Below are 22,622 nucleotides of genomic sequence, written 5' to 3' on the forward strand. Positions count from 1 at the left end.
GCTCAGGCGGACCGGTTGGCGGCCGATCTGGCGAGTTCGGTCAGGCCGGCCTTGGCCTGGGGGTCGATCGGCGCCGCGTCCAGTGCCTCGAGCGAGCGGCGGGTGAGCAGCTCGATACGTTCCTCGACCGCCGCGAGCGCCCCGACCGACTCGATGGCCGAGCACAGTTCGCGCACCTGCGACTCGCTCAGATCGGTGCCGATCGACGAGCGCAGCAGCGCGGCCGTGTCGGGATCGGTCTTGTCGGCGAGTTCGACGGCCTCGGCGAGCAGGACCGTGCGCTTACCCGACCGCAGGTCGTCGCCGGAGGGTTTACCGGTGACGGCCGGATCCCCGAACACGCCGAGGACGTCGTCGCGCATCTGGAAGGCGACCCCGATGTCGGTGCCGAGCTGGTGGAAGATCTCCTGCACCTCGGGCCGGTCGGCGGCCGCGGCGGCACCGAGCTGCAGCGGCCGCGACACCGTGTACGAGGCGGTCTTGTAGGTGTTCACCGTCATTGCCGAGGCGACCGTATCGGCCCCGCTGGCCTCGGCGGCGATGTCGAGGAACTGGCCGCCGAGCACTTCGGTCCGGATGTCGGCCCACACCCGCTGCACGCGGCGGTGGGCGTCGAGGGGCAGGTCGACCGAGGCGACGATGTCGTCGGCCCACACCAGCGACAGGTCACCGGCGAGGATCGCCGCCGACAGGCCGAACTGTTCGGACGACCCGTGCCACCCCTTCTCGGCGTGGCGGTCGGCGAAGAGCCGGTGCACGGTCGGCAACCCACGCCGGGTGGCCGAGGCGTCGATCACGTCGTCGTGCACCAGCGCGCAGGCGTGCAGGAGTTCCAGGGCGGAGAACAGCAGCAGCACGCCGCTGTCGGCGGGCCGGTCGGCCACCGCCCGCCAGCCCCAGTAGGCGAAGGCCGGGCGCAGGCGTTTCCCGCCCCGCAGGACGAACTCCTCGAGGGCGGCGGTCAGCTCCTCGTAGTCGGAACCGATGTAGGCGGCGTCGCGCCGACGGGTGGACAGATAGCCCCGCAACTGCTCGGTGACGGCCCCGGCCAACTCGGCGGCGCTCGGAGCCGCGGCATCCACGCTCAGCGCGTGCCCCTTTCGTCGTTGGTGTACGGGTCGGCGAGTGTGGGGGAGCGGTCCCGGCTGCTCCAGGCCAGACCGCCGATGATCCCGGCCACCACGAGCGTCGCCACCGTCAGCCAGATGGCCGCGGTGGTGAACGACCGCGCGCTGGGATCGGTGTAGCGCGCCTGGGCGTTCAACGTCGACACCACACCCGGGTTGAGCTTCCACTCCACGACCTCGGAGCTGACCTGGTCGCCGTTGGTCGACGTGACCTCGCCGGGGAACGCGACCGACAGCGAGACGTCGGCCTGCGGATCGCTCACCGACGTCAGGTCGACGCGGCCCTCGAGAATCACCAGATCACCCGCGCGGCGCAGGGAGATGTCGACGCCCGCGGCGTCGCGGTTCATGTTGGCCAGCTGCGGCAGTTCGGCGAAGGTGAGGTCGGAGAACACCGCCTGAGAGCCCACGTAGTCGTCCCGGTTGTAGTCCGAGACGGCCACCTTGGTGGCGAAGGGCAGGTTGTTCAGCAGCTGCGGACCCTTGTCGTCCGGTCCGCGCGGTTTGGTCGCGGCGACGATCTGGCCGGACACGCGGTCGTCGGGGGACACGGTGATCGAGGCCCGGACCCGCACACACCCCACCACCATGGGCAGCATCAGCAACAGCAGAACCCAGGCCACCAGGCGGGTGCGTTGTGGTCGGGCGAGCACGGAGGTCATCGGGGGTCATCGTGCCAGATGCGGGTCTACAGCGGCAGTGCGCGGCCCAGGATCGCAAAGGCCCTCGGGTCGCCCGCGAAGTGGTAGCCGCGGATGACGTCGGAGAAACCGAGCCGGCGGTACAGCCGCCAGGCCCGGTTGGCCTCGCCGTTGATCTCGGGCGTCGAGAGCAGGACGTGCTTCTCGGCGCGGTCGCTGAGCAGCCGGCGGGCCAGGCCCTCGCCGAGGCCGCGGCCCTGCGCATGCGGTGCGATGTGCAGTTCGGTCAGCTCGAAGTAGTCGGTCATCAACTCGACGATGCGGGCCGGTTCCGCCCCCACGCGCTTGAGCCCGGCCACCACCTGCTGCTGCCACCACTGGTCGGGTGCCCCGCAGTAGCCGTACGCGACCCCGAGCAGCGGCGCGTCGCGCAGGTCCTCCGGCGTGTCGGGCTCCCCGTCGGGTGGTTCGACGGCCGCCACGGCCTTCCACCCCTGCCGCCGGGTGTGCTCGATCCACATCGAGGCGCGCTGGTCCTCCGTGCCCCGCGGATAGCGCATCGCGTCGACGTAGATACCGAGCGCGTCGCCGAGTCGGCGTTCCATGTCGACCGGCGACAGATCGATGAGATGCGGCGCCAATGTCGTTGCCCTTCGGTCCGTCGCGCGGGAGTGTGCACAAGAGTCGTCGGTCCCCATTATCTCCGCGGACGGGCGGTGTCTTTCCAGGGGCGGCACAGGTCATACAATCGTGGGGCCGAAGTAGGTGGTACGGCTCAGATCGACCTCGTATCATGACGGTTAGAGGTCCGTGAACGCGGGCACGCACGGGTTTGAACGAACGGCCGCAGGCGGCGAGGAGGGACGAATGCCACTCTCCGATCATGAGCAGCGCATGCTCGATCAGATCGAGAGCGCGCTCTATGCCGAGGATCCCAAATTCGCGTCGAGTGTGCGCGGCGGGACTCTGCGTGCGCCGTCGGCCCGCCGCCGGTTACAGGGCGCGGCCCTGTTCGTCGTCGGGCTGGCGATGCTGGTCTCCGGTGTCGCGTTCAAGGCGACCATGATCGGAAGCTTCCCGATCCTCTCGGTGATCGGGTTCATCGTGATGTTCGGTGGTGTCGTCTTCGCGATCACCGGCCCGCGAGTGGCCGGCGGCCGGGACCGCTCGACGCCGCCCGCCGGCGGTGGCGCGCGCCAGAAGCGGTCGAAGGGTTCGGGTGGTGGTTCGTTCACCAGCCGGATGGAGGACCGTTTCCGCCGGCGCTTCGACGAGTAGTCGCTGACACGCTGAAAGGGGTGGCCCCGAGTGGGGCTGCCCCTTTTTTCGTGTCACGGGCCGGCGCGCTCCCCCCACAACGCCCCACCGTCCTCCCGCCCGCGCTGAGCTGCGGTTTCACCTGATTCCGTGGGCACTCTGCGGCCCGCTACCCACCGCTGCGACACCTCTGGACGTGGCGAAGTGGGGCTGGGTGGCATTTGGGCGCCAAGCAATGGCGCAAAGTGGGGGATTGTGGGGTAAAGTGGCGTGCAGCGGAGCAACCGGGGCTCCCAGTGGCGCAGGAGGTGGCCAGGATGTTTCTGGGCACCTACACGCCGAAGCTCGATGACAAAGGGCGGCTCACACTGCCCGCCAAGTTCCGCGACGCACTGGTAGGAGGGTTGATGGTCACCAAGAGCCAGGACCACAGCCTCGCCGTCTATCCGCGCGCGGAGTTCGAGAAACTGGCCCGCCGGGCCTCGCAGGCGTCGCGGAGCAATCCGGAGGCGCGCGCCTTCCTGCGGAACCTGGCGGCCGCGACCGACGAACAGCATCCCGACGCCCAGGGCCGGATCACCCTGTCGGCCGACCACCGCCGCTACGCGAACCTGTCGAAGGAGTGCGTGGTGATCGGCTCGGTCGACTACCTGGAGATCTGGGACGCCGCGGCGTGGCAGGAGTACCAGCAGGCCCACGAAGAGAACTTCTCCGCGGCGACTGATGAAACTCTGCGCGACATCATCTGAACCGGCCCGTGCAGCGTGGCCTCTGTCCGAACCGGCCCTGGCGTACTTCCCCGACGCCAGGTCCGCCTCGGACAGGGACCTCGCTGCAGGGGCACACAGCCCGGGGGTGGCGATGGAGCACATTCCGGTCCTGCTGGACCGTTGCGTCGAACTGCTCACCCCCGCACTGACCCGCCGCGACTCCGACGGCCGCGGAGCCGTCCTGGTCGACGCCACGCTCGGCGCGGGTGGTCACGCGCACCGGTTCCTGAGCGACCTGCCCGGACTGCATCTCATCGGACTCGACCGCGACCCCCAGGCCCTGCAGATCGCCGGCGAGAGGCTCGCGCCGTTCGGTGACCGGGTGTCGCTGGTGCGGACCCGCTACGACGGGATCGACGACGCGCTGGCGCAGACGGGCGTGGACGCGGTCAGCGGATTCCTGTTCGACCTCGGGGTGTCGTCCATGCAACTCGACCGCACCGAGCGCGGGTTCTCCTACAGCGCGGACGCCCCGCTGGACATGCGGATGGACAGCGACGCCCCGCTGACGGCGGCCGACGTGGTCAACACGTTCGCGGAGAAGGACATCGCCAGGATCCTGCGGGAATTCGGCGAGGAACGGTTCGCCGGCCGCATCGCCAAGCACATCGTGCGGCGCCGGCCACTGACCACCACCGGCGAGCTGGTGGAGCTGCTCTACGACGCGATCCCCGCCCCCGCCCGCCGGACCGGCGGGCATCCGGCCAAGCGCACTTTCCAGGCCCTGCGGATCGCGGTCAACAGTGAGCTCGACTCGCTGCGTGCGGCGATGCCCGCGGCGCTGGCCGCCCTCGAACCCGGCGGCCGGATCGTCGTGATGGCGTACCAGTCGCTGGAGGACCGCATCGTCAAGACCGAATTCGCCGCGGCCACCGCGTCGCGCACACCGCCCGGTCTGCCCGTCGAGTTGCCCGGCCACGAACCGGAATTCGTCGCACTCACCCGCGGGGCCGAGCGGGCCGCCCCCGAAGAGATCGAACGCAATCCGCGCAGTGCGCCCGTGCGGTTGCGCGCACTGGAGAAGGTCGCAGGCAGGCCGGAAACGGCCAGGAGGGACGCCCGATGAAGGCAAAGCGATCTGCACCCGTGCGCGGTGAGGAACGACGGCGGGGGCCCCGCCAGCCGGTGCGCAAGGCGCCCCGAAGGGCTGTCGAGGCGGCTCCGCGTCGTGGTAGGCCGACCCGCGACTCGCGGTCGGCGCCGCAGACCGCCCCGATCGCGCGGCCCGCGGAGCTGCCGGCGCGGCCGAAGAACGCCAGCCAGGCCAAGGCCCGGGCGAAGGCGCGGAAAGCCAAGGCGCCCAAGGTCGTACGCCCGCCTCTGCGGGAACGGTTGCTGATCAAGCTCTCGTCGATCGAGCTGAATCCCAAGGCGCTGATCGCGCGGGTGCCGTTCGTGGTGCTGGTCATCGGCTCACTCGGGCTGGGGCTCGGCATCACGCTGTGGCTGTCGACCGGCGCGGCCGAACGGTCCTACCAGCTCGGTGCGGCCCGCCAGACGAACCAGGCGCTGGCGCAACAGAAGGAAGCCCTCGAACGTGACGTGCTGGAGGCGCAGGCGGCCCCCGCACTGGCCGAAGCCGCGCGCAATCTCGGCATGATCCCGTCGCGCGACACCGCCCACCTGGTGCAGGACCCGGCGGGCAACTGGGTGGTGGTCGGAACACCGAAGCCGGCCGAGGGCGTGCCGCCGCCGCCGCTGAACACCCCGATCCCCGATGCGGCGCCGGCGCCTGCCGCTGCGCGGCCCGCCGCCCAGGCCGCCGCCCCCCGGGTAATCGATCCCCGAGAGGTCCCCGTCCGCGTCACCACCCGCCCGCAGGCCGCCTCCCCGCAGGCCGCCCTCCCGCAGGGTGAGGTACCGCACCTGGCCCCCGGTGCCCAGCCACCGGCGCCGGGTCCGGTTGCCGCGCCGCTGGATTCGGCCCCGGTCGCCGCGCCCGCTCCGGTCGCCCCGGTGGCCCCAGCCGCCCCCGAAGTGCTGCCCGCGCCGGTCGAACCCGCACCGGCCGCGGTGCCGCCGCCTCCGGCGCCCGCGCTCGACCACCTCGCCGCGCCGCAGGCGCCCGTGCAGGCCGGACCGCCCGCATGAGCGCCCGCCGCGATCCGCAGGGCGCCGCGCCGCGCCGCACCCGCAAGCCGAAAGGGGCGCCCGCTCAGGGCCGCCCGGCCAAGGCCCGCCGGACCCGCAAGGCGGTCGCCGGTGACGCCGGCCTGCGCAGTTCGTCGTTCGTCTTCCGCCACCGCGCGGGCAACGCGGTGATGGGGGTGCTGCTGCTGGTCGCCGGCGTTCAGCTGTTCAACCTGCAGGTGCCGCGTGCCGAGGGTCTGCGCGCGGAGGCGGCCGGCCAGCTCAAGGTCACCGACGTGCAGAAGGCGGTGCGCGGCAGCATCGTCGACCGCAACGAGGACAAACTCGCCTTCACCATCGAGGCGCGGGCGTTGACGTTCCAGCCGGTCAAGGTCCGCAAGCAGCTCGAGGAGGCGCGCGCGAAATCGGAGGAGGCGCCCGACCCCAAGCGCCGCCTGGTCGAGATCGCCGACGAGGTCGCGTCGCGGCTGAACAACAAACCCGATGCGAAAACCGTTCTGCGCAAACTGAACAGCAACGAGACGTTCGTCTACCTGGCGCGTGCGGTCGACCCGGTGATCTCCGATGCGATCACCGACAAGTTCCCCGAGGTCGGTTCGGAACGCCAGGACATCCGCCAGTACCCGGGTGGCTCGCTGGCGGCCAACATCGTCGGCGGCATCGACTGGGACGGCCACGGACTGCTGGGCCTGGAGGATTCGCTCGACGCCGTCCTGGCCGGCACGGACGGCTCGGTCACCTACGACCGGGGCTCGGACGGTGTGGTGATCCCGGGCAGCTACCGCAACCGCCACGACGCGGTCAACGGGTCGACCGTGCAGCTGACCATCGACGACGACATCCAGTTCTACGTCCAGCAGCAGGTCCAGCTGGCCAAGGACGCCTCCGGCGCCAAGAACGTCTCGGCCGTCGTGCTCGACGCGAAGACCGCCGAGGTGCTGGCGATGTCCAACGACAACACGTTCGACCCCAGCCAGGACATCGGGCGTCAGGATAACCGCCAGATCGGCAACCTGCCGGTGTCCTCACCGTTCGAGCCCGGGTCGGTCAACAAGATCGTCACCGCCGCGGCGGCGATCGAGTACGGGCTGACCAATCCCGACGAGGTGCTCCAGGTGCCGGGGTCGATCAACATGGGCGGCGTCACCGTCGGCGACGCCTGGAAGCACGGCACCATGCCGTACACGACGACTGGAGTGTTCGGGAAGTCGTCGAACGTCGGGACCCTGATGCTGGCCCAGCGGGTTGGGCCGGAACGCTACGCCGAGATGCTCAAGAGGTTCGGCCTGGGCCAGCGCACCGGCGTGGGGCTGCCGGGTGAGAGCGCCGGTCTGGTGCCGCCGATCCATCAGTGGTCGGGTAGCTCGTTCGCGAACCTGCCCATCGGACAGGGCCTTTCGATGACGCTGCTGCAGATGGCGGGCATGTACCAGGCAATGGCCAACGACGGCGTGCGGGTCCCGCCGCGGGTCGTCAAGGCGACCATCGCCCCCGACGGCACCCGCACCGAAGAGGAGCGGCCCGAAGGGGTGCGCGTGGTGTCGCCGCAGACGGCGCAGACCGTGCGCAACATGTTCCGCTCGGTCGTCCAGCGCGATCCGATGGGGGAGCAGCAGGGCACCGGGCCCGCGGCCGCGGTCGAGGGCTACCAGATCGCGGGCAAGACCGGCACCGCACAGCAGATCAACCCCGCCTGCGGCTGCTACTACAGCGACGTCTACTGGATCACCTTCGCGGGCATGGCCACCGTCGACGACCCGCGCTACGTCATCGGCATCATGATGGATGCCCCGCACCGCGCCGCCGACGGCTCGCCGGGGTCCTCGGCCGCCCCCCTGTTCCACAACATCGCCTCGTGGCTGCTGCAGCGGGAGAACGTGCCGCTGTCGCCGCCCAGCACGCCGCTGACGCTGCAGGCGACCTGACCGACGCGGCGGGCCGACCGAGGCTGGGTACTGTGTCATGGCCATGAAGCTGCGCCCCAGCCATCCCGTCGGACACGGGCTCGGTGCCCTCGCCGAGCAGGTGCACGCGGTTCCCGCCCCCGGATTCCCGGTGCCCGACATCCGGGTCACCGGGGTGACACTGCGCGGTCAGGACGCCCTGCCCGGTGACCTGTTCGCCGCGCTGCCGGGATCCTCCGCGCACGGGGCGCGTTTCGTCGCCGACGCCGTCGCCGGTGGTGCGGTGGCCGTGCTCACCGACGCCGTCGGGGCGGTCATGCTGGGCGCCGACCCCCCGGTTCCGGTGCTCGTCCACCCCGACCCGCGCGCCGTGCTCGGCGAGGTCGCCTCGACCGTGTACGGCCATCCGTCGCGGCACCTGCGCGTCGTCGGCGTGACCGGCACCTCCGGCAAGACCACCACCACCTACCTGGTCGAGGCCGGGTTGCGGGCGGCCGATCGGGTCGCCGGCCTGATCGGGACGGTCGGCATCCGCATCGACGGACGCGACCAGCCCAGCGCGCTGACCACCCCCGAGGCGCCCGATCTGCAGGCGCTGCTGGCCGTGATGGTCGAACAGGGCGCGGACACCGTGGTCATGGAGGTGTCCAGCCACGCGCTGACCCTTGGGCGCGTCGACGGGGTGCGCTTCGCGGCGGGCGGGTTCACCAATCTCTCGCGCGACCACCTGGACTTCCATCCGACGATGGAGGACTACTTCGAGGCCAAGGCGCGACTGTTCGACCCGCAGTCGACCGCGCACGCCGCGATCTCGGTGGTGTGCGTCGACGACGACGCCGGCCGGGCGATGGCCACCCGTGCCGACCGCGCGGTGACCGTCAGCGCGACCGGCAGACCCGCGGACTGGCGCGCCGAGGACATCCGCGCGGTCGAGGCGGGCGCGCAGGAGTTCGTCGCCGTCGACCCGGCGGGTGTGCACCACGGCCTGCGCATCGGGCTGCCCGGGCACTACAACGTGGCGAACTGTCTGCTGGCCACCGCGCTGCTCGACGCCGTCGACGTGTCACCCGAACAGGCCGCACCGGGTCTGCGCAGCGCAACCGTTCCCGGCCGGTTGGAAGCCGTCGACCGCGGTCAGGACTTCCTCGCGCTGGTGGACTACGCGCACAAACCCGGTGCGCTGCGCGCGGTGCTCGAGACGCTGCGCGGGCAGACCGCCGGCGGGCGGTTGGCCGTGGTGTTCGGCGCGGGCGGCAACCGCGATGCCGGCAAACGCGAACCGATGGGCCGGGTGGCCGCCGAACTGGCCGATCTGGTCGTCGTCACCGATGACAACCCGCGCGACGAGGACCCCGCCACGATCCGCTCGGCCATCACCGCCGGCGCGCGGGCGGCCGCCGGCGGCGCGGACATCGTGGAGATCGGGGACCGACGCGAGGCGATCGCTCACGCCGTGCGGTGGGCGCGCTCCGGTGACGTGGTGCTGATCGCTGGCAAGGGCCACGAGACCGGCCAGACCGCGGCCGGGCGGACCCACCCGTTCGACGACCGCGTCGAACTGGCCGAACTGCTGGAGAAACGCGGGTGATCGAACTGACCCTGGCCCGGGTGGCCGAGATCGTCGGCGGCACGCTCGCCGACATCACCCCCGAGGATGCCGCCGCGACCCGGATCACCGGAACCGTGGAATTCGACTCACGCGCCGTCACCGCGGGTGGGTTGTTCCTGGCGCTGCCCGGCGCCCGCTCCGACGGCCACGACTTCGCGCAGGCGGCGGTCGCCGCGGGCGCCGCGGCGGTGCTGGCCGCCCGTCCGGTCGGAGTGCCCGCCGTCATCGCGCCGCCCGCCGAGGGACCCGAGGGCGCCGGGGTGCTCGAACACGACACCGACGGCGCGGGCGCCGCGGTGCTGGCCGCGCTGGCCCGGCTCGCCGCCGCGGTGGCCGCCGAACTGGTCGAGGGCGGGCTGCGGATCGTCGGGATCACCGGGTCGTCGGGGAAGACCTCGACGAAGGATCTGGTGGCCGCCGTGCTGGCGCCGCTCGGTGAGGTGATCGCCCCGCCCGGATCCTTCAACAACGAGCTCGGGCATCCGTGGACGGTGCTGCGCGCCGGCCGGTCCACCGACTTCCTCGTCCTGGAGATGTCGGCGCGGCATCCGGGCAACATCGCCGCGCTGGCCCGGATCGCCACACCGTCGATCGCGGTGGTGCTCAACGTCGGTACCGCCCACCTCGGCGAGTTCGGCTCGCGCGAGGCCATCGCGGCCACGAAATCCGAACTGCCGCAGGCTGTTCCGGCATCCGGCGTGGTGATCCTCAACGCCGACGACAGTGCGGTCGCCGCGATGGCGGAGGTGACCGCGGCCCGGGTGGTGCGGGTGTCGCGCGAACCCGGCGCCGACATCTGGGCGGACGCGGTGACCCTCGACGAACTGGCCCGGCCGCGCTTCACGCTGCACGCGGCGGGCGGCGAGGTGCCGGTGAGCCTGGCGGTGCACGGCGACCACCAGGTGTCCAACGCGCTGTGCGCGGCCGCGGTCGCGCTGGAATGCGGGGCCACCCTCGACCAGGTCGCGGCGGCGCTCGCCGGAGCCGGTCCGGTGTCGCGGCACCGCATGCAGGTCACGACCCGCGAAGACGGCGTCACCGTGGTCAACGACGCGTACAACGCCAACCCGGACTCCATGCGGGCCGGGCTCAAGGCACTGGCGTGGATGGCGCGCTCCGGTGAGGAACGTCGCCGGAGTTGGGCCGTACTCGGCGAAATGGCCGAACTCGGCGACGACGCGATATCGGAGCACGACGGCATCGGCCGGCTGGCGGTGCGCTTAGATGTGTCTCGACTCATCGTCGTCGGAACCGGGAGGTCAGCGAGCGCCATGCATCAGGGGGCGGTCATGGAGGGATCCTGGGGGTCGGAGGCCACCCGGGTCGATGACGCCGACGCCGCGCTGGCGCTGTTGAGCGACGAACTGCAGCCCGGTGACGTCGTGCTGGTGAAGGCATCCAACTCGGCGGGCCTGGGAGCACTGGCCGACGTGCTGGCCGCCGGACGTGACGGGACCGCCACCCGATGAGGCAGATCCTCATCGCCGTCGGCCTCGCGCTTGCGGTGTCGATCCTGCTGACCCCGGTGCTGATCCGGTTGTTCACCCGCCAGGGCTTCGGACACGAGATCCGCGAGGACGGCCCGCCGACCCACGCCAAGAAACGCGGCACCCCGTCCATGGGCGGGGTGGCGATCCTGGCCGGCATCTGGGTCAGCTACCTCGGCACCCACCTGGTCGGCATGGCGCTGGACGGGGAGGGGCCGTCGGCGTCGGGTCTGCTGGTCCTCGGCCTGGCCACGGCGCTGGGCATCGTGGGCTTCGTCGACGACCTGATCAAGATCCGCCGGGCCCGCAACCTCGGCCTGAACAAGACCGCCAAGACCGTCGGCATTCTGGCCGCCGCGCTGTTGTTCGGGGTGCTGGCACTGCAGTTCGGCAACGCCGACGGGCTCACCCCGGGCAGCCCGGAGCTGTCCTACGTGCGCGAGATCGCCACCGTGACGCTGGCGCCGCTGATCTTCGTGCTGTTCTGCGTCGTCCTGGTCAGCGCCTGGTCCAACGCGGTGAACTTCACCGACGGGCTCGACGGCCTGGCCGCGGGTGCGATGGCGATGGTGTGCGCGGCGTATGTGTTGATCACGTTCTGGCAGTACCGCAACGCCTGCGCGACCAGCCCCGGGCTGGGCTGCTACAACGTGCGGGACCCGCTGGATCTGGCGCTGGTCGCCGCGGCCGCTGCGGGCGCGTGCATCGGATTCCTGTGGTGGAACGCCGCCCCGGCCAAGATCTTCATGGGCGACACCGGATCGCTGGCGCTCGGCGGCATCATCGCCGGGCTGTCGGTGACCAGTCGCACCGAGATCCTCGCCGTCGTGCTGGGCGCGCTGTTCGTCGCCGAGGTCACCTCGGTCGTCGTGCAGATCCTGGCGTTCCGCACCACGGGCCGCCGGGTGTTCCGGATGGCCCCGTTCCACCACCACTTCGAACTCGTGGGCTGGGCGGAGACCACGGTGATCATCCGGTTCTGGCTGCTCACCGCGATCGCGTGCGGGCTCGGCGTGGCGCTGTTCTACGGCGAGTGGCTCACCGCCGTCGGGGCCTGAGATGGCCCGCGCCGTCGTCGAACCCCTCACCCCGGGCGCCCGGGTCCTCATCACCGGCGCCGGGCTGACCGGCCGGTCGGTCAGCGCCGTGCTCGAGCCCACCGGTGTGCGGTTGACCATCTGCGACGACGACCCGCTGGCCCTGCAGCGCCTGGTCACCCCGGCCACCGTGGTCACGACCGACGAGGCGGTGGCGGCCATCGCCGACTACGCCCTGGTGGTCACCAGCCCGGGCTTCCCCCCGACCGCACCGGTGCTGGCCGCGGCCGCGGCCGCCGGGGTGCCGATCTGGGGCGACGTCGAACTCGCGTGGCGGCTGGACCGCGCCGGCTGGTTCGGGCCGCCGCGGCGCTGGCTCGTGGTCACCGGCACCAACGGCAAGACGACGACGACGTCGATGCTCTACGCCATCCTGCGGGCGGCGGGCCGCCGCGCGGCGCTGTGCGGCAACATCGGCAACCCGGTGCTCGACGTGCTCGGCGAAGAACCGCGCACGCGAGGAGCGAATGACGAACCCGAGATCCTGGCCGTCGAACTGTCGAGTTTCCAGCTGCACTGGGCGCCGTCGCTGCGGCCGGACGCCGGAGTCGTGCTCAACGTGGCCGAGGACCATCTCGACTGGCACGGGTCGATGACGGCCTACGCGCGCGACAAGGCCCGGGTGCTCGACGGCCGGGTGGCCGTGGTGGGCCTCGACGACCCGGTGGCGTCCGACCTGATCACGACCGCGGCCGCGCCGGTGCGGGTGGGGTTCCGGCTGGGTCCGCCGGTGGCCGGCGAACTGGGCGTGCACGACGGCTGGCTCGTCGACAACGCGTTCGCCTCCGGCCTGCGGCTCGTGCGCGCCGACGACATCCCGGTCGCCGGCCCCGTCGGGGTGCTCAACGCGCTGGCCGCCGCCGCTCTCGCGCGTGCGGTGGACGTGCCCGCCGAGGCGGTCGCCGCGGCGTTGACGTCGTTCGAGGTCGGTCGGCACCGCGCCGAGGTCGTCGCGGTCGCCGACGGCGTGACCTGGGTCGACGACTCCAAGGCCACCAACCCCCACGCCGCCCGCGCGTCGATCGCGGCGTATCCGCGGGTGGTGTGGATCGCGGGCGGACTGCTCAAAGGTGTGTCGGTCGACGCGCTCGTCGCCGAGGTCGCCGACCGGCTGGCCGGGGCGGTGCTGATCGGCCGCGACCGCGCCGTGGTCGCGGAGGCGTTATCGCGACACGCGCCCGATGTCCCCGTCGTCGAGCTGGTGACGGGGGAGGATTCTGGGGTGCATGGGACTACTGAGTCAGCTGTGAATGTTGTGACTCGTGTGATCGACACGGCGGGCCGGTCGCTACCCGATGCGGTGATGCGGGCGGCGGTCGATGCCGCCCGCCACCTCGCCCGCCCGGGAGACGCTGTGCTGCTGGCGCCCGCGGGCGCCTCATTCGACCAGTTCAGCGGCTACACCCAGCGCGGCGACGCCTTCGCCGCCGCGGTGCGCGCCGACCTCGGATAAGCGCCGTGGCGACGATCCTGGCCCGGTTGCGCGGCAGGGCGGCAGGCACCGAGACCGCCGAGGGCGAATCCGTCGCCGCCGGCGCGCCCGCGACGAGCGCCGCCACGGCCCCGGTGGTGTCCCGCACCCGCTTCGCGGCCTGGCTGGGCCGCCCGATGACGTCGTTCCACCTGATCATCGCGGTCACCGCCCTGCTGATCACGCTGGGGCTGACCATGGTGCTGTCGGCGTCGGGGGTGTATTCCTACGACTCCGACGGTTCGCCCTGGTCGGTGTTCGCCAAACAGGTGCTGTGGACGGCCGTCGGGCTGCTCGCGTTCTACCTGGCGCTGCGCATGCCGGTGAAGACGCTGCGTCGGTTGGCCTTCCCCGGCTTCGCGTTCACGATCGTGCTGCTGATCCTGGTGCTCATCCCGGGTATCGGCAAGATCGCCAACGGCTCGCGCGGCTGGTTCGTCGTCGCCGGTTTCTCCATGCAGCCCTCGGAGCTGGCCAAGATCGCGTTCGCGATCTGGGGGGCGCACCTGCTGGCCGCGCGCCGCCTCGAACGCGCCACCCTGCGCGAGATGCTCATCCCTCTGGTGCCCGCCGCCGTCATCGCGCTCGCGCTGATCGTCGCGCAGCCCGACCTCGGTCAGACGGTGTCGTTGGGCATCATCCTGCTGGCGCTGCTCTGGTACGCCGGTCTTCCGCTGCGGGTGTTTCTCAGCTCGCTGCTGGCGGTGATGGTCTCGGCGGCCGTCCTGGCCATGGCCGAGGGGTACCGCTCCGCGCGCGTGCAGTCGTGGCTCGATCCGAGCGCAGACGCGCAGGGCTCGGGTTATCAGGCGCGGCAGGCGAAGTTCGCGCTGGCCAACGGCGGGGTGTTCGGCGACGGTCTCGGGCAGGGCACCGCGAAGTGGAACTATCTGCCCAACGCGCACAACGACTTCATCTTCGCGATCATCGGCGAGGAACTCGGCTTCGTCGGCGCGGCCGGCCTGCTCGCGCTGTTCGGGTTGTTCGCCTACACCGGCATGCGCATCGCGCGCCGCTCGGCCGATCCGTTCCTGCGGCTGCTCACCGCCACGGCGACCACATGGGTGCTCGGGCAGGTGTTCATCAACGTCGGCTACGTGGTGGGCCTGCTGCCCGTCACCGGCCTGCAGCTGCCGCTCATCTCGGCGGGCGGAACGTCGACGGCGACGACCCTGCTGATGCTGGGCCTCATCACCAACGCCGCGCGGCACGAACCCGAGGCGGTGGCCGCGCTGCGGGCCGGCCGCGACGATCGGGTCAACCGCTTGCTGCGGCTGCCGCCGCCCGAGCCCTACGTACCCACCCCGCTCGAGGCGGTCCGCGACCGGCTGCGCTCGCGTCCGGGGAAGCCGGCGGCCCCGCGTTCGGCGAAACCGGCCCGCGCGCCGCGGCGCAAACCCCCGGCGGCTGAACGCCGCGAGCGGGGCTCAAGGCATCATGTAGGCGGTCAGCGGTCGGCGGCGAGCCGGACCGGTCAGCGCCAACAGGGTCGACGAGGTCGGCCCAGGGAAGGTCAGCGTTACGGGTGAACGGCACCATCTCGGTCGTCCTCGCCGGCGGCGGAACCGCGGGGCACGTCGAACCGGCGATGGCCGTCGCCGACGCCCTGGCCACGCTGGAGCCGGGAGTGCGGATCACCGCGCTCGGCACCGAACGGGGGCTCGAGACGCGGCTGGTTCCCGAGCGCGGCTACGACCTCGAACTGATCACGCCCGTCCCGCTGCCCCGCAAGCCGTCCGCCGACCTGGCGCGGTTACCGCTGAAGGTGCGCCGCGCGATGCGGGAGACCCGCGCCGTCCTCGACACCGTGCACGCCGACGTCGTCATCGGGTTCGGCGGCTACGTGGCGCTGCCCGCCTACCTGGCGGCCCGGCGCGCCCACGTCCCCATCGTCGTGCACGAGGCCAATGCCAGCGCCGGCCTGGCCAACAAGGTCGGCGCCCGCTTCGCGCGCCGGGTGCTCTCCGCCGTGGCCGACCCGGGTCTGGGCCGCGTGGAGGTGGTCGGCACACCGGTGCGGGCCAGCATCACCGAACTCGACCGCGGTGCGCTGCGCGCCGAGGCCCGCGCCCACTTCGGATTCGCCGACGACGCCCGCGTCCTGCTGGTGTTCGGCGGCTCGCAGGGCGCCCGCTCGCTCAACAACGCCGTCGCCGGCGCCGCGAAAGAGATTGCGGCGGCGGGAATCTCGGTGCTGCACGCCTACGGGGCGAAGAACACCCTCGAACTGCCGGAGCCGGCGCCGGGTGATCCGCCGTACGTCGCGGTGCCCTACCTGAGCCGGATGGACCTCGCCTACTCGGCCGCCGACCTGGCGGTCTGCCGGGCGGGCGCGATGACGGTGGCCGAGGTGACGGCCGTCGGGCTGCCCGCGGTCTACGTGCCGCTGCCGATCGGCAACGGCGAACAGCGGCTCAACGCGCAACCGGTGGTGGACGCCGGCGGCGGCCTGGTCGTCGACGACGCCGACCTGTCACCGCGGTTCGTGGCCGACACGGTGGTCCCGCTGCTCACCGACACCGGCCGGCTGCAGACCATGACCGCGGGCGCCGCGCTCTCCGGCCACCGGGACGCCGCCCGGCACGTCGCCCACGTCGCGCTCGACGTGGCGCGCGAGGCGGCGGGCGCGCGGAAGAAGGCCCGGTGAGCACGCCGCCGCTACCCGAGGAGCTGCGCCGGGTCCACATGGTGGGCATCGGCGGTGCGGGCATGTCGGGGATCGCCCGCATCCTGCTCGACCGCGGCGCGCTGGTCTCCGGCTCGGATGCCAAGGAATCCCGCGCGGTGGTGGCGCTTCGGGCGCGGGGCGCGGCCATCCGGATCGGGCACGACGCCTCCTCGCTCGACCTGCTGCCGGGCGGGCCGACCGCCGTCGTCACCACGCACGCGGCGATCCCCAAGACCAACCCGGAGTTGGTCGAGGCGCGCAGGCGGGCGGTCCCGGTCGTCCTGCGGCCGGTCGTGCTGGCCAAGCTGATGGCCGGCCACACCACGCTGATGGTGACCGGCACCCACGGCAAGACCACGACCACCTCGATGCTCATCGTCGCCCTGCAGCACTGCGGTTTCGACCCGTCCTTCGCCGTCGGCGGCGACCTCGGCGAGGCGGGCACCAACGCCCACCACGGCAGCGGTGAGTGCTTCGTGGCCGAGGCCGACGAGAGTGACGGCTCGCTGCTCGAGTACACCCCCGACGTCGCCGTGGTCACCAACATCGAGGCCGACCACCTGGACTTCTTCGGCAGTGCCGAGGCCTACACCGCGGTCTTCGACGCGTTCGTCGAGCGGCTCACCCCGGGTGGTGCGCTGATCGCGTGCGTGGATGACCCCGGCTCTGCCGCGCTCGCGGAACGCACTGCGGCCCTTGGGGTCCGGGTGTTGCGCTACGGTTCGGCCGGGGGCGGGGACCTCGCAGGCGCGCTGGCCGGCTGGGAGCAGCAGGGCACCGGCGCGGTGGCCCACATCCAGCTGGCGGGGGAGAGCGCACCGCGGGCGATGCGGCTGTCGGTGCCCGGCCGCCACATGGCGCTCAACGCGCTGGGCGCACTGCTGGCCGCGCTGCAGGTCGGGGCGGACCCCGACACCGTGCTCGACGGGCTGGCCGGCTTCGAGGGCGTGCGGCGGCGGTTCGAACTGGTCGGGACGGCGAGCGGGGTCCGGGTCTTCGACGACTACGCGCACCATCCGACCGAGGTCGGGGCGACGTTGGCGGCGTTGCGCGCGGTCACCGACCAGGCCGGCGAGGGGCGCGCGGTGGTGGTGTTCCAGCCGCATCTGTACTCGCGCACCGAGACGTTCGCCCGTGAGTTCGGCACCGCGCTGAGCGCGGCCGACCTGGTGTTCGTGCTCGACGTCTACGGCGCCCGCGAACAGCCGATCGCCGGGGTGAGCGGGGCCAGCATCGTCGAGCACGTGAGCGTGCCGGTCACCTATGTGCCCGACTTCTCCGCGGTGGCCGACCGGGTGGCGGATGCGGTGCGGACCGGCGACGTGGTGGTCACGATGGGCGCGGGTGACGTGACCATGCTGGGGCCGGAGATCATCGGCGCGTTGCAGGCCAGGGCGAACCGGACCGTACCGGGGGCCGGCGCGCGATGACGGTGCCGCCGTCCGGGTCGGATCCGGATCAGCCCGAGGCGGCGCCGGAGGAACCCACCCCGCCACCGTCGGCGGCAGCGGCCGAGGACTCTCCGGCGCCGCAGGCCGACGACGAGGACCGTGAGGGACCTCGACGCCGCGCCCGGCGGGAACGCGAGCAGCGCCGCGAGGTGAAGGACCGCGCGATGGCCCTCGAGGAGGCCCGCCGCGAGGCCAAGCGGCGGGCGACCAGCGGCCCGGTCCGGGAGGCGACCCCGATAGCGCGCGGGGCGGTTCGCGGCCTGAAGGTGCTGGTCTGGTCGGCGCTGGCCTCGGTCGTCGCGGTCGGCCTCGGACTCCTCCTCTACTTCACCCCGATCATGTCGGTGCGCGACATCGTCGTCGTCGGCGTGGAGGCCATCCCCCAGGAGGAGGTGCTCGGCGCCGCGGCGGTGGTGCCGGGCACCCCGCTGCTGCAGGTCGACACCGATGCCGTCGCCGAACGCGTGGCGACGATCCGCCGGGTCGCCAGTGCGCGGGTGCAGCGCGAGTATCCGTCGTCGTTGCGGATCACCGTCGTCGAGCGGGTCCCGGTGGTGGTCAAGGACTATCCGGACGGTCCGCACCTGTTCGACCGGGACGGCGTGGACTTCGCGACCGCACCGCCGCCGCCGAACCTGCCGTACCTGGAGACGGAGACGCCGGGGCCGAACGATCCGGCCACCGAGGCGGCGTTGCAGGTGATGCTGGCGCTGCCCCCCGAGGTGGCGGGTCAGGTGGGGCGGATCGCCGCGCCGTCGGTCGCGTCGATCACGCTCACGCTCGTCGACGGCCGGGTGGTGGTGTGGGGGACCACCGACCGCACCGACGAGAAGGCGCTCAAGCTGGCCGCACTGCTCACGCAGCCGGGGCGCACGTATGACGTGTCCAGCCCCGATTTGCCCACGGTCAAGTAGAAATTCGTGTCGACATTCGTCGGCGCGCCTGCATGGTTGAGCGGCACCGTCGCCCTACCGTTCTGGTTGCGCGGATCTACTTGACATAACTCTAAGCCTGTGGTTGAGGTTGAGGGTTTGCGGGAAGGCTTCGCACGAGTACTGGCAACCAGGCAGCAGAAAGGCGACCGCTCATGAGCGCTTGCGCGAAGAAGGTCGAGCGATGACCCCGCCGCACAACTACCTCGCCGTCATCAAGGTGGTCGGCATCGGCGGCGGTGGCGTGAACGCCGTCAACCGGATGATCGAACAGGGCCTCAAGGGTGTCGAGTTCATCGCGATCAACACCGACGCCCAGGCGTTGTTGATGAGCGACGCGGACGTCAAGCTCGACGTCGGCAGGGACTCGACCCGCGGCCTCGGGGCGGGGGCGGATCCCGAGGTGGGCCGCAAGGCAGCCGAGGACGCCAAGGACGACATCGAAGAACTCCTGCGCGGCGCCGACATGGTGTTCGTCACCGCCGGCGAGGGCGGCGGCACCGGCACCGGCGGCGCACCGGTCGTGGCGTCGATCGCGCGCAAGCTCGGCGCGCTGACGGTCGGTGTGGTGACCCGGCCGTTCTCGTTCGAGGGCAAGCGGCGCAGTAACCAGGCCGAGAACGGCATCCAGGCGCTGCGCGAGAGCTGCGACACGCTGATCGTCATCCCCAACGACCGGCTGCTGCAGATGGGCGACGCCGCGGTGTCGCTGATGGACGCGTTCCGCAGCGCCGACGAGGTGCTGCTCAACGGTGTCCAGGGCATCACCGACCTGATCACCACTCCCGGTCTGATCAACGTCGACTTCGCCGACGTCAAGGGTGTGATGAGCGGTGCGGGCACGGCGTTGATGGGCATCGGGTCGGCCCGCGGCGACGGCCGGGCGCTCAAGGCCGCCGAGATCGCGATCAACTCGCCGCTGCTGGAGGCCTCGATGGAGGGTGCCCAGGGTGTGCTGCTGTCGGTGGCCGGCGGCAGCGATCTGGGCCTCTTCGAGATCAACGAGGCGGCGTCGCTGGTGCAGGACGCCGCGCATCCCGAGGCCAACATCATCTTCGGCACGGTCATCGACGATTCGCTCGGCGACGAGGTCCGCGTCACCGTGATCGCCGCCGGATTCGACTCGGCGGGCCCGAGCCGCAATCCGGTGGTGAGCCCGGGCACCCCCAGCGCCGCACCGACTCAGCCGATCGCCCCGGGGCGGGCCGGCAAGGTGGCCTCGCCGCTGTTCGAACCGGCCGATCCGGCGAGCGTGCCGGTGCACACCAACGGCGCGACCGTCAGCATCGGCGGTGACGACGGCGGGATCGCGGACGACGACGTCGACGTGCCACCGTTCATGCGGCACTGATCCGGGTTCGATACTGGGAACGTGACCGTTCGTGTGCGGCGGGTGACCACGACCCGCGCCGGTGGCGTCTCGGCGCCGCCGTACGACACCTTCAACCTGGGCGACCACGTCGGCGACGATCCGGCCGCCGTCGCTGCCAACCGTGAGCGGCTCGCGAAGGCGACCCGGCTCGACGGCCGCCTGGTGTGGATGAACCAGGTGCACAGCGACCGCGTCGTGCGAGTCGACGGACCGGCCGACGGACCGGTCGACGACGCCGACGGTCTGGTCACCACGACCCGCCGCCTGGGGCTGGCCGTCGTGACCGCCGACTGCGTCCCGGTCCTGCTGGCCGATGCCCGCGCCGGCGTGATCGGCGCCGTCCACGCCGGACGGGTCGGTGCGCGCGACGGTGTCGTCGTGCGCGCGGTGGAGACGATGCGCGAGGCCGGTGCGCGGGTCGAGGACATCTCGGTGTTGCTCGGCCCGGCGGTGAGCGGCCGGAACTACGAGGTGCCCGAGGAGATGGCGGCCGAGGTCGAAGCGGTGCTGCCCGGCAGCCGGACCACCACCGCCCGCGGCACTGCCGGACTGGACCTGCGGGCCGGAATCGCCCGTCAGCTGACCGATCTGGGCGTCACGGCCATCGACGTCGACCCGAGGTGCACCGTCGCCGACCGCAACCTGTTCAGCCACCGCCGCAACGCCCCCACCGGCAGGCTGGCCTCCCTGGTGTGGATGGAGTGAGCGGCGTGGTCACCGACCGGGAGTCCGAGTTGGCCGCCTCGCTGACCGCGGTGCGGGAGCGGCTCGCGCGCGCCGCGAAGGCTGCGGGCCGCGACGTCGGCGACATCACCCTGCTGCCGGTCACCAAGTTCTTCCCGGCCTCCGACATCCGGATCCTGCGCGGTCTGGGATGCCGGGACTTCGCCGAGTCGCGCGAACAGGAGGCGTCGACGAAGGCCGCAGAGCTGGCCGCCGAGTTCGCGGACGATCCGGTGCGCTGGCACATGGTGGGCCGGATCCAGCGCAACAAGGCCAGGGCGGTCGCCCGCTGGGCGTACGCCGCGCACTCGGTGGACAGCGCCAAGCTGATCGCCGCTCTCGACCGGGGCGCCGCCGACGCGCTGGCCGACGGTGTGCGCGTCGCGCCGCTGCGGGTATACCTCCAGCTCAGTCTCGACGGCGACGTCGAGCGGGGCGGCATCGACGTCAACCGGCCGGACCTCATCGACGAGCTCTGTGCCGCAGTCGATTCCGCGCAAGCGCTGCAGTTCGTCGGGTTGATGGGCATTCCGCCGCTGGGCGCCGACGCCGCCGGGGCCTTCAGCCGTCTGCAGGCCGAATGGCACCGGGTACAGCGGCTGTACGAACAGCGACTCGAGTTGTCCGCCGGGATGTCCGGTGATCTCGAGACGGCGGTCGAACACGGCTCGACATGTGTGCGTGTCGGAACCGCGCTTATGGGACCTCGTCCTCTAACGTCACCCTGAGTAGTCACTCCAGTCACATCTTCATCACAGACACCACAGCTTGACGGTCTTCAGAAGGGTCGCGCGATGAGCACACTGCACAAGGTCAAGGCCTACTTCGGTATGGCGCCCATGGATGACTACGACGACGAGTACTACGAGGACGACGAGCGCGCCGAGCGCGGCGCGGCCCGTGGTTACGCCCGTCGGCCCCGCGAAGACCGCTTCGAGGAAGACGGGTACGGCCGCGAGTACGACGACCGGCCGGCCCCACGCGAATACGACGAACCGCCGATCTACCGCGGCGGGTACGACGAGCCCCGGTTCGACCCCCGGCTTCGCGGTCCCCGCGAGTTCGAGCGCCCGGCACCGCGACTGGGCGCGCTGCGCGGCTCGACTCGGGGTGCCCTGGCGATGGACCCGCGCCGGATGGCGATGCTCTTCGAGGAAGGCAGCCCACTGGCCAAGATCACGACCCTTCGCCCCAAGGACTACAGCGAAGCCCGCACCATCGGTGAGAAGTTCCGGGACGGCACCCCGGTGATCATGGACCTGGTGTCCATGGACAACGCCGACGCCAAGCGCCTCGTCGACTTCGCCGCCGGTCTCGCCTTCGCGCTGCGCGGCTCGTTCGACAAGGTCGCCACCAAGGTGTTCCTGCTGTCGCCGGCCGATGTGGACGTCACCGCCGACGAACGCCGACGCATCGCCGAGGCGGGCTTCTACGCGTATCAGTGACTTCGGCGGCGCCCCGGCCCGGCAGGTAGGCTGACGAGGTTGTTTTCCCACCTGTATCGAATGTCACATATCTGCCCGTAGTGAGGTCGAGCTTCCGTTGGCGCTGTTCTTCGAAATCCTTGGTTTTGCGCTGTTCGTCTTCTGGCTCCTGCTCATCGCGCGGGTCGTCGTCGAGTTCATCCGCTCATTCAGCCGGGACTGGCGCCCACGGGGGCTGACGGTCGTGGTGCTCGAGGTGATCATGACGCTGACCGATCCGCCGGTGAAGTTGCTGCGGCGCCTGATTCCCCAGCTCACCATCGGCGCCGTGCGTTTCGACCTGTCGATCATGGTGCTGCTGCTCGTCGCCTTCATCGGTATGCAATTGGCGTTCGGGGCAGCGGCCTGACCCTGGCCGACGAGCCGCTCCAGCGGCGTGGTCCACGGGGTTTGCCGAGGTGCGGCGCGGGCCGGGAAAATTTGAAATTCGCTCTTAAAATTTGACCTCCGCTGCAACCGCCGGGTCTGGTGTGACAGGATGGACGCCAGTTGCGATCCATGCAGGCTTTACACTTTGAGATCGGTTGACGGTCCAGAC

21 protein-coding genes are annotated in these 22,622 nt (G+C 71.6%); 18 read left to right on the forward strand and 3 right to left on the reverse strand.

Annotated features, from left to right (window positions below; translation table 11 throughout):
* Positions 1–2 precede the first annotated feature (2 nt).
* Genes idsA2 through AU195_RS11115 form a run of 3 tightly spaced genes read right to left on the reverse strand, consistent with a single transcriptional unit; the run spans position 3 to position 2,409 of the window.
* Complete coding sequence (gene idsA2, locus AU195_RS11105) at positions 3–1,082, reverse strand: bifunctional (2E,6E)-farnesyl/geranyl diphosphate synthase (protein ID WP_059159125.1); 1,080 nt, start codon at positions 1,080–1,082, stop codon at positions 3–5.
* Between the two features lie 2 nt (positions 1,083–1,084).
* A complete protein-coding gene (locus tag AU195_RS11110; protein WP_059159126.1) occupies positions 1,085–1,789 on the reverse strand; it encodes an LppM family (lipo)protein in 705 nt (234 codons plus the stop codon).
* Between the two features lie 26 nt (positions 1,790–1,815).
* Complete coding sequence (locus AU195_RS11115) at positions 1,816–2,409, reverse strand: GNAT family N-acetyltransferase (RefSeq protein WP_059159127.1); 594 nt, start codon at positions 2,407–2,409, stop codon at positions 1,816–1,818.
* Positions 2,410–2,635: 226 nt separating this feature from the next.
* Here AU195_RS11115 and AU195_RS11120 point away from each other — a divergent pair, with 226 nt between their 5' ends.
* The 18 genes from AU195_RS11120 to AU195_RS11205 all read left to right on the forward strand — a co-directional run bounded on the left by AU195_RS11120 (position 2,636) and on the right by AU195_RS11205 (position 22,433).
* Complete coding sequence (locus AU195_RS11120) at positions 2,636–3,046, forward strand: SCO2097 family morphological protein (protein WP_059159128.1); 411 nt, start codon at positions 2,636–2,638, stop codon at positions 3,044–3,046.
* 296 nt (positions 3,047–3,342) lie between these two features.
* Positions 3,343–3,774 carry a division/cell wall cluster transcriptional repressor MraZ gene (gene mraZ / locus AU195_RS11125; protein ID WP_059159173.1) on the forward strand — a complete coding sequence of 144 codons (432 nt, stop codon included), beginning with the start codon at positions 3,343–3,345 and terminating at the stop codon, positions 3,772–3,774.
* Positions 3,749–4,861 (forward strand): 16S rRNA (cytosine(1402)-N(4))-methyltransferase RsmH, encoded by a 1,113-nt coding sequence (gene rsmH / locus AU195_RS11130; protein WP_502687333.1) that lies wholly within the window; start codon positions 3,749–3,751, stop codon positions 4,859–4,861. The genes mraZ and rsmH overlap by 26 nt, the downstream gene beginning before the upstream one ends.
* Positions 4,858–5,886: a cell division protein FtsL gene (ftsL, locus tag AU195_RS11135; RefSeq protein ID WP_059159130.1), complete on the forward strand. Its 1,029-nt coding sequence runs from the start codon at positions 4,858–4,860 to the stop codon at positions 5,884–5,886. Before rsmH ends, ftsL begins: the two co-directional genes overlap by 4 nt.
* A complete protein-coding gene (locus AU195_RS11140; protein ID WP_059159131.1) occupies positions 5,883–7,811 on the forward strand; it encodes a peptidoglycan D,D-transpeptidase FtsI family protein in 1,929 nt (642 codons plus the stop codon). The genes ftsL and AU195_RS11140 overlap by 4 nt, the downstream gene beginning before the upstream one ends.
* Before the next feature lie 43 nt (positions 7,812–7,854).
* Entirely contained in the window at positions 7,855–9,378 is a 1,524-nt protein-coding gene (locus AU195_RS11145) for a UDP-N-acetylmuramoyl-L-alanyl-D-glutamate--2,6-diaminopimelate ligase (protein ID WP_059159174.1), read from the forward strand.
* On the forward strand, positions 9,375–10,868 hold the full coding sequence (locus AU195_RS11150; protein ID WP_059159132.1) for a UDP-N-acetylmuramoyl-tripeptide--D-alanyl-D-alanine ligase: 1,494 nt from the start codon (positions 9,375–9,377) through the stop codon (positions 10,866–10,868). Before AU195_RS11145 ends, AU195_RS11150 begins: the two co-directional genes overlap by 4 nt.
* Positions 10,865–11,944: a phospho-N-acetylmuramoyl-pentapeptide-transferase gene (gene mraY / locus AU195_RS11155; RefSeq protein WP_059094910.1), complete on the forward strand. Its 1,080-nt coding sequence runs from the start codon at positions 10,865–10,867 to the stop codon at positions 11,942–11,944. The genes AU195_RS11150 and mraY overlap by 4 nt, the downstream gene beginning before the upstream one ends.
* A 1-nt stretch (position 11,945) precedes the next feature.
* Positions 11,946–13,436: a UDP-N-acetylmuramoyl-L-alanine--D-glutamate ligase gene (murD, locus tag AU195_RS11160; RefSeq protein WP_059159133.1), complete on the forward strand. Its 1,491-nt coding sequence runs from the start codon at positions 11,946–11,948 to the stop codon at positions 13,434–13,436.
* A 5-nt stretch (positions 13,437–13,441) separates the two neighbouring features.
* On the forward strand, positions 13,442–14,983 hold the full coding sequence (gene ftsW, locus AU195_RS11165; RefSeq protein ID WP_059159134.1) for a putative lipid II flippase FtsW: 1,542 nt from the start codon (positions 13,442–13,444) through the stop codon (positions 14,981–14,983).
* Positions 14,980–16,101, forward strand: coding sequence for an undecaprenyldiphospho-muramoylpentapeptide beta-N-acetylglucosaminyltransferase (gene murG / locus AU195_RS11170; protein ID WP_059159135.1), 1,122 nt, complete (start codon positions 14,980–14,982; stop codon positions 16,099–16,101). The genes ftsW and murG overlap by 4 nt, the downstream gene beginning before the upstream one ends.
* Positions 16,098–17,552: a UDP-N-acetylmuramate--L-alanine ligase gene (murC, locus tag AU195_RS11175; RefSeq protein WP_059159136.1), complete on the forward strand. Its 1,455-nt coding sequence runs from the start codon at positions 16,098–16,100 to the stop codon at positions 17,550–17,552. Before murG ends, murC begins: the two co-directional genes overlap by 4 nt.
* Entirely contained in the window at positions 17,549–18,487 is a 939-nt protein-coding gene (locus tag AU195_RS11180) for a cell division protein FtsQ/DivIB (RefSeq protein ID WP_059159137.1), read from the forward strand. Before murC ends, AU195_RS11180 begins: the two co-directional genes overlap by 4 nt.
* A gap of 202 nt (positions 18,488–18,689) precedes the next feature.
* A complete protein-coding gene (ftsZ, locus tag AU195_RS11185; protein ID WP_059094904.1) occupies positions 18,690–19,856 on the forward strand; it encodes a cell division protein FtsZ in 1,167 nt (388 codons plus the stop codon).
* A 21-nt stretch (positions 19,857–19,877) separates the two neighbouring features.
* Positions 19,878–20,582, forward strand: a complete 705-nt coding sequence (gene pgeF / locus AU195_RS11190; RefSeq protein WP_157531108.1) for a peptidoglycan editing factor PgeF — start codon at positions 19,878–19,880, stop codon at positions 20,580–20,582.
* A complete protein-coding gene (locus AU195_RS11195) occupies positions 20,579–21,328 on the forward strand; it encodes a YggS family pyridoxal phosphate-dependent enzyme (protein ID WP_059159139.1) in 750 nt (249 codons plus the stop codon). Before pgeF ends, AU195_RS11195 begins: the two co-directional genes overlap by 4 nt.
* Positions 21,329–21,394: 66 nt before the next feature.
* Positions 21,395–22,045, forward strand: a complete 651-nt coding sequence (locus tag AU195_RS11200) for a cell division protein SepF (protein WP_059159140.1) — start codon at positions 21,395–21,397, stop codon at positions 22,043–22,045.
* A 97-nt stretch (positions 22,046–22,142) separates the two neighbouring features.
* Positions 22,143–22,433 carry a YggT family protein gene (locus AU195_RS11205; protein WP_011560632.1) on the forward strand — a complete coding sequence of 97 codons (291 nt, stop codon included), beginning with the start codon at positions 22,143–22,145 and terminating at the stop codon, positions 22,431–22,433.
* Positions 22,434–22,622: the final 189 nt, after the last annotated feature.

The sequence above is a fragment of the Mycobacterium sp. IS-1496 genome, from assembly GCF_001499995.1.
GTDB lineage: Bacteria > Actinomycetota > Actinomycetes > Mycobacteriales > Mycobacteriaceae > Mycobacterium.

Coding starts and splice junctions, on each gene's coding strand:
- AU195_RS11110 (WP_059159126.1), bottom strand. CDS start 1,789: ATGACCTCCGTGCTCGCCCGACCACAACGCACCCGCCTGGTGGCCTGG.
- AU195_RS11120 (WP_059159128.1), top strand. CDS start 2,636: ATGCCACTCTCCGATCATGAGCAGCGCATGCTCGATCAGATCGAGAGC.
- mraZ (WP_059159173.1), top strand. CDS start 3,343: ATGTTTCTGGGCACCTACACGCCGAAGCTCGATGACAAAGGGCGGCTC.
- rsmH (WP_502687333.1), top strand. CDS start 3,749: ATGAAACTCTGCGCGACATCATCTGAACCGGCCCGTGCAGCGTGGCCT.
- ftsL (WP_059159130.1), top strand. CDS start 4,858: ATGAAGGCAAAGCGATCTGCACCCGTGCGCGGTGAGGAACGACGGCGG.
- AU195_RS11140 (WP_059159131.1), top strand. CDS start 5,883: ATGAGCGCCCGCCGCGATCCGCAGGGCGCCGCGCCGCGCCGCACCCGC.
- AU195_RS11145 (WP_059159174.1), top strand. CDS start 7,855: ATGAAGCTGCGCCCCAGCCATCCCGTCGGACACGGGCTCGGTGCCCTC.
- mraY (WP_059094910.1), top strand. CDS start 10,865: ATGAGGCAGATCCTCATCGCCGTCGGCCTCGCGCTTGCGGTGTCGATC.
- murD (WP_059159133.1), top strand. CDS start 11,946: ATGGCCCGCGCCGTCGTCGAACCCCTCACCCCGGGCGCCCGGGTCCTC.
- AU195_RS11180 (WP_059159137.1), top strand. CDS start 17,549: ATGACGGTGCCGCCGTCCGGGTCGGATCCGGATCAGCCCGAGGCGGCG.
- ftsZ (WP_059094904.1), top strand. CDS start 18,690: ATGACCCCGCCGCACAACTACCTCGCCGTCATCAAGGTGGTCGGCATC.
- AU195_RS11200 (WP_059159140.1), top strand. CDS start 21,395: ATGAGCACACTGCACAAGGTCAAGGCCTACTTCGGTATGGCGCCCATG.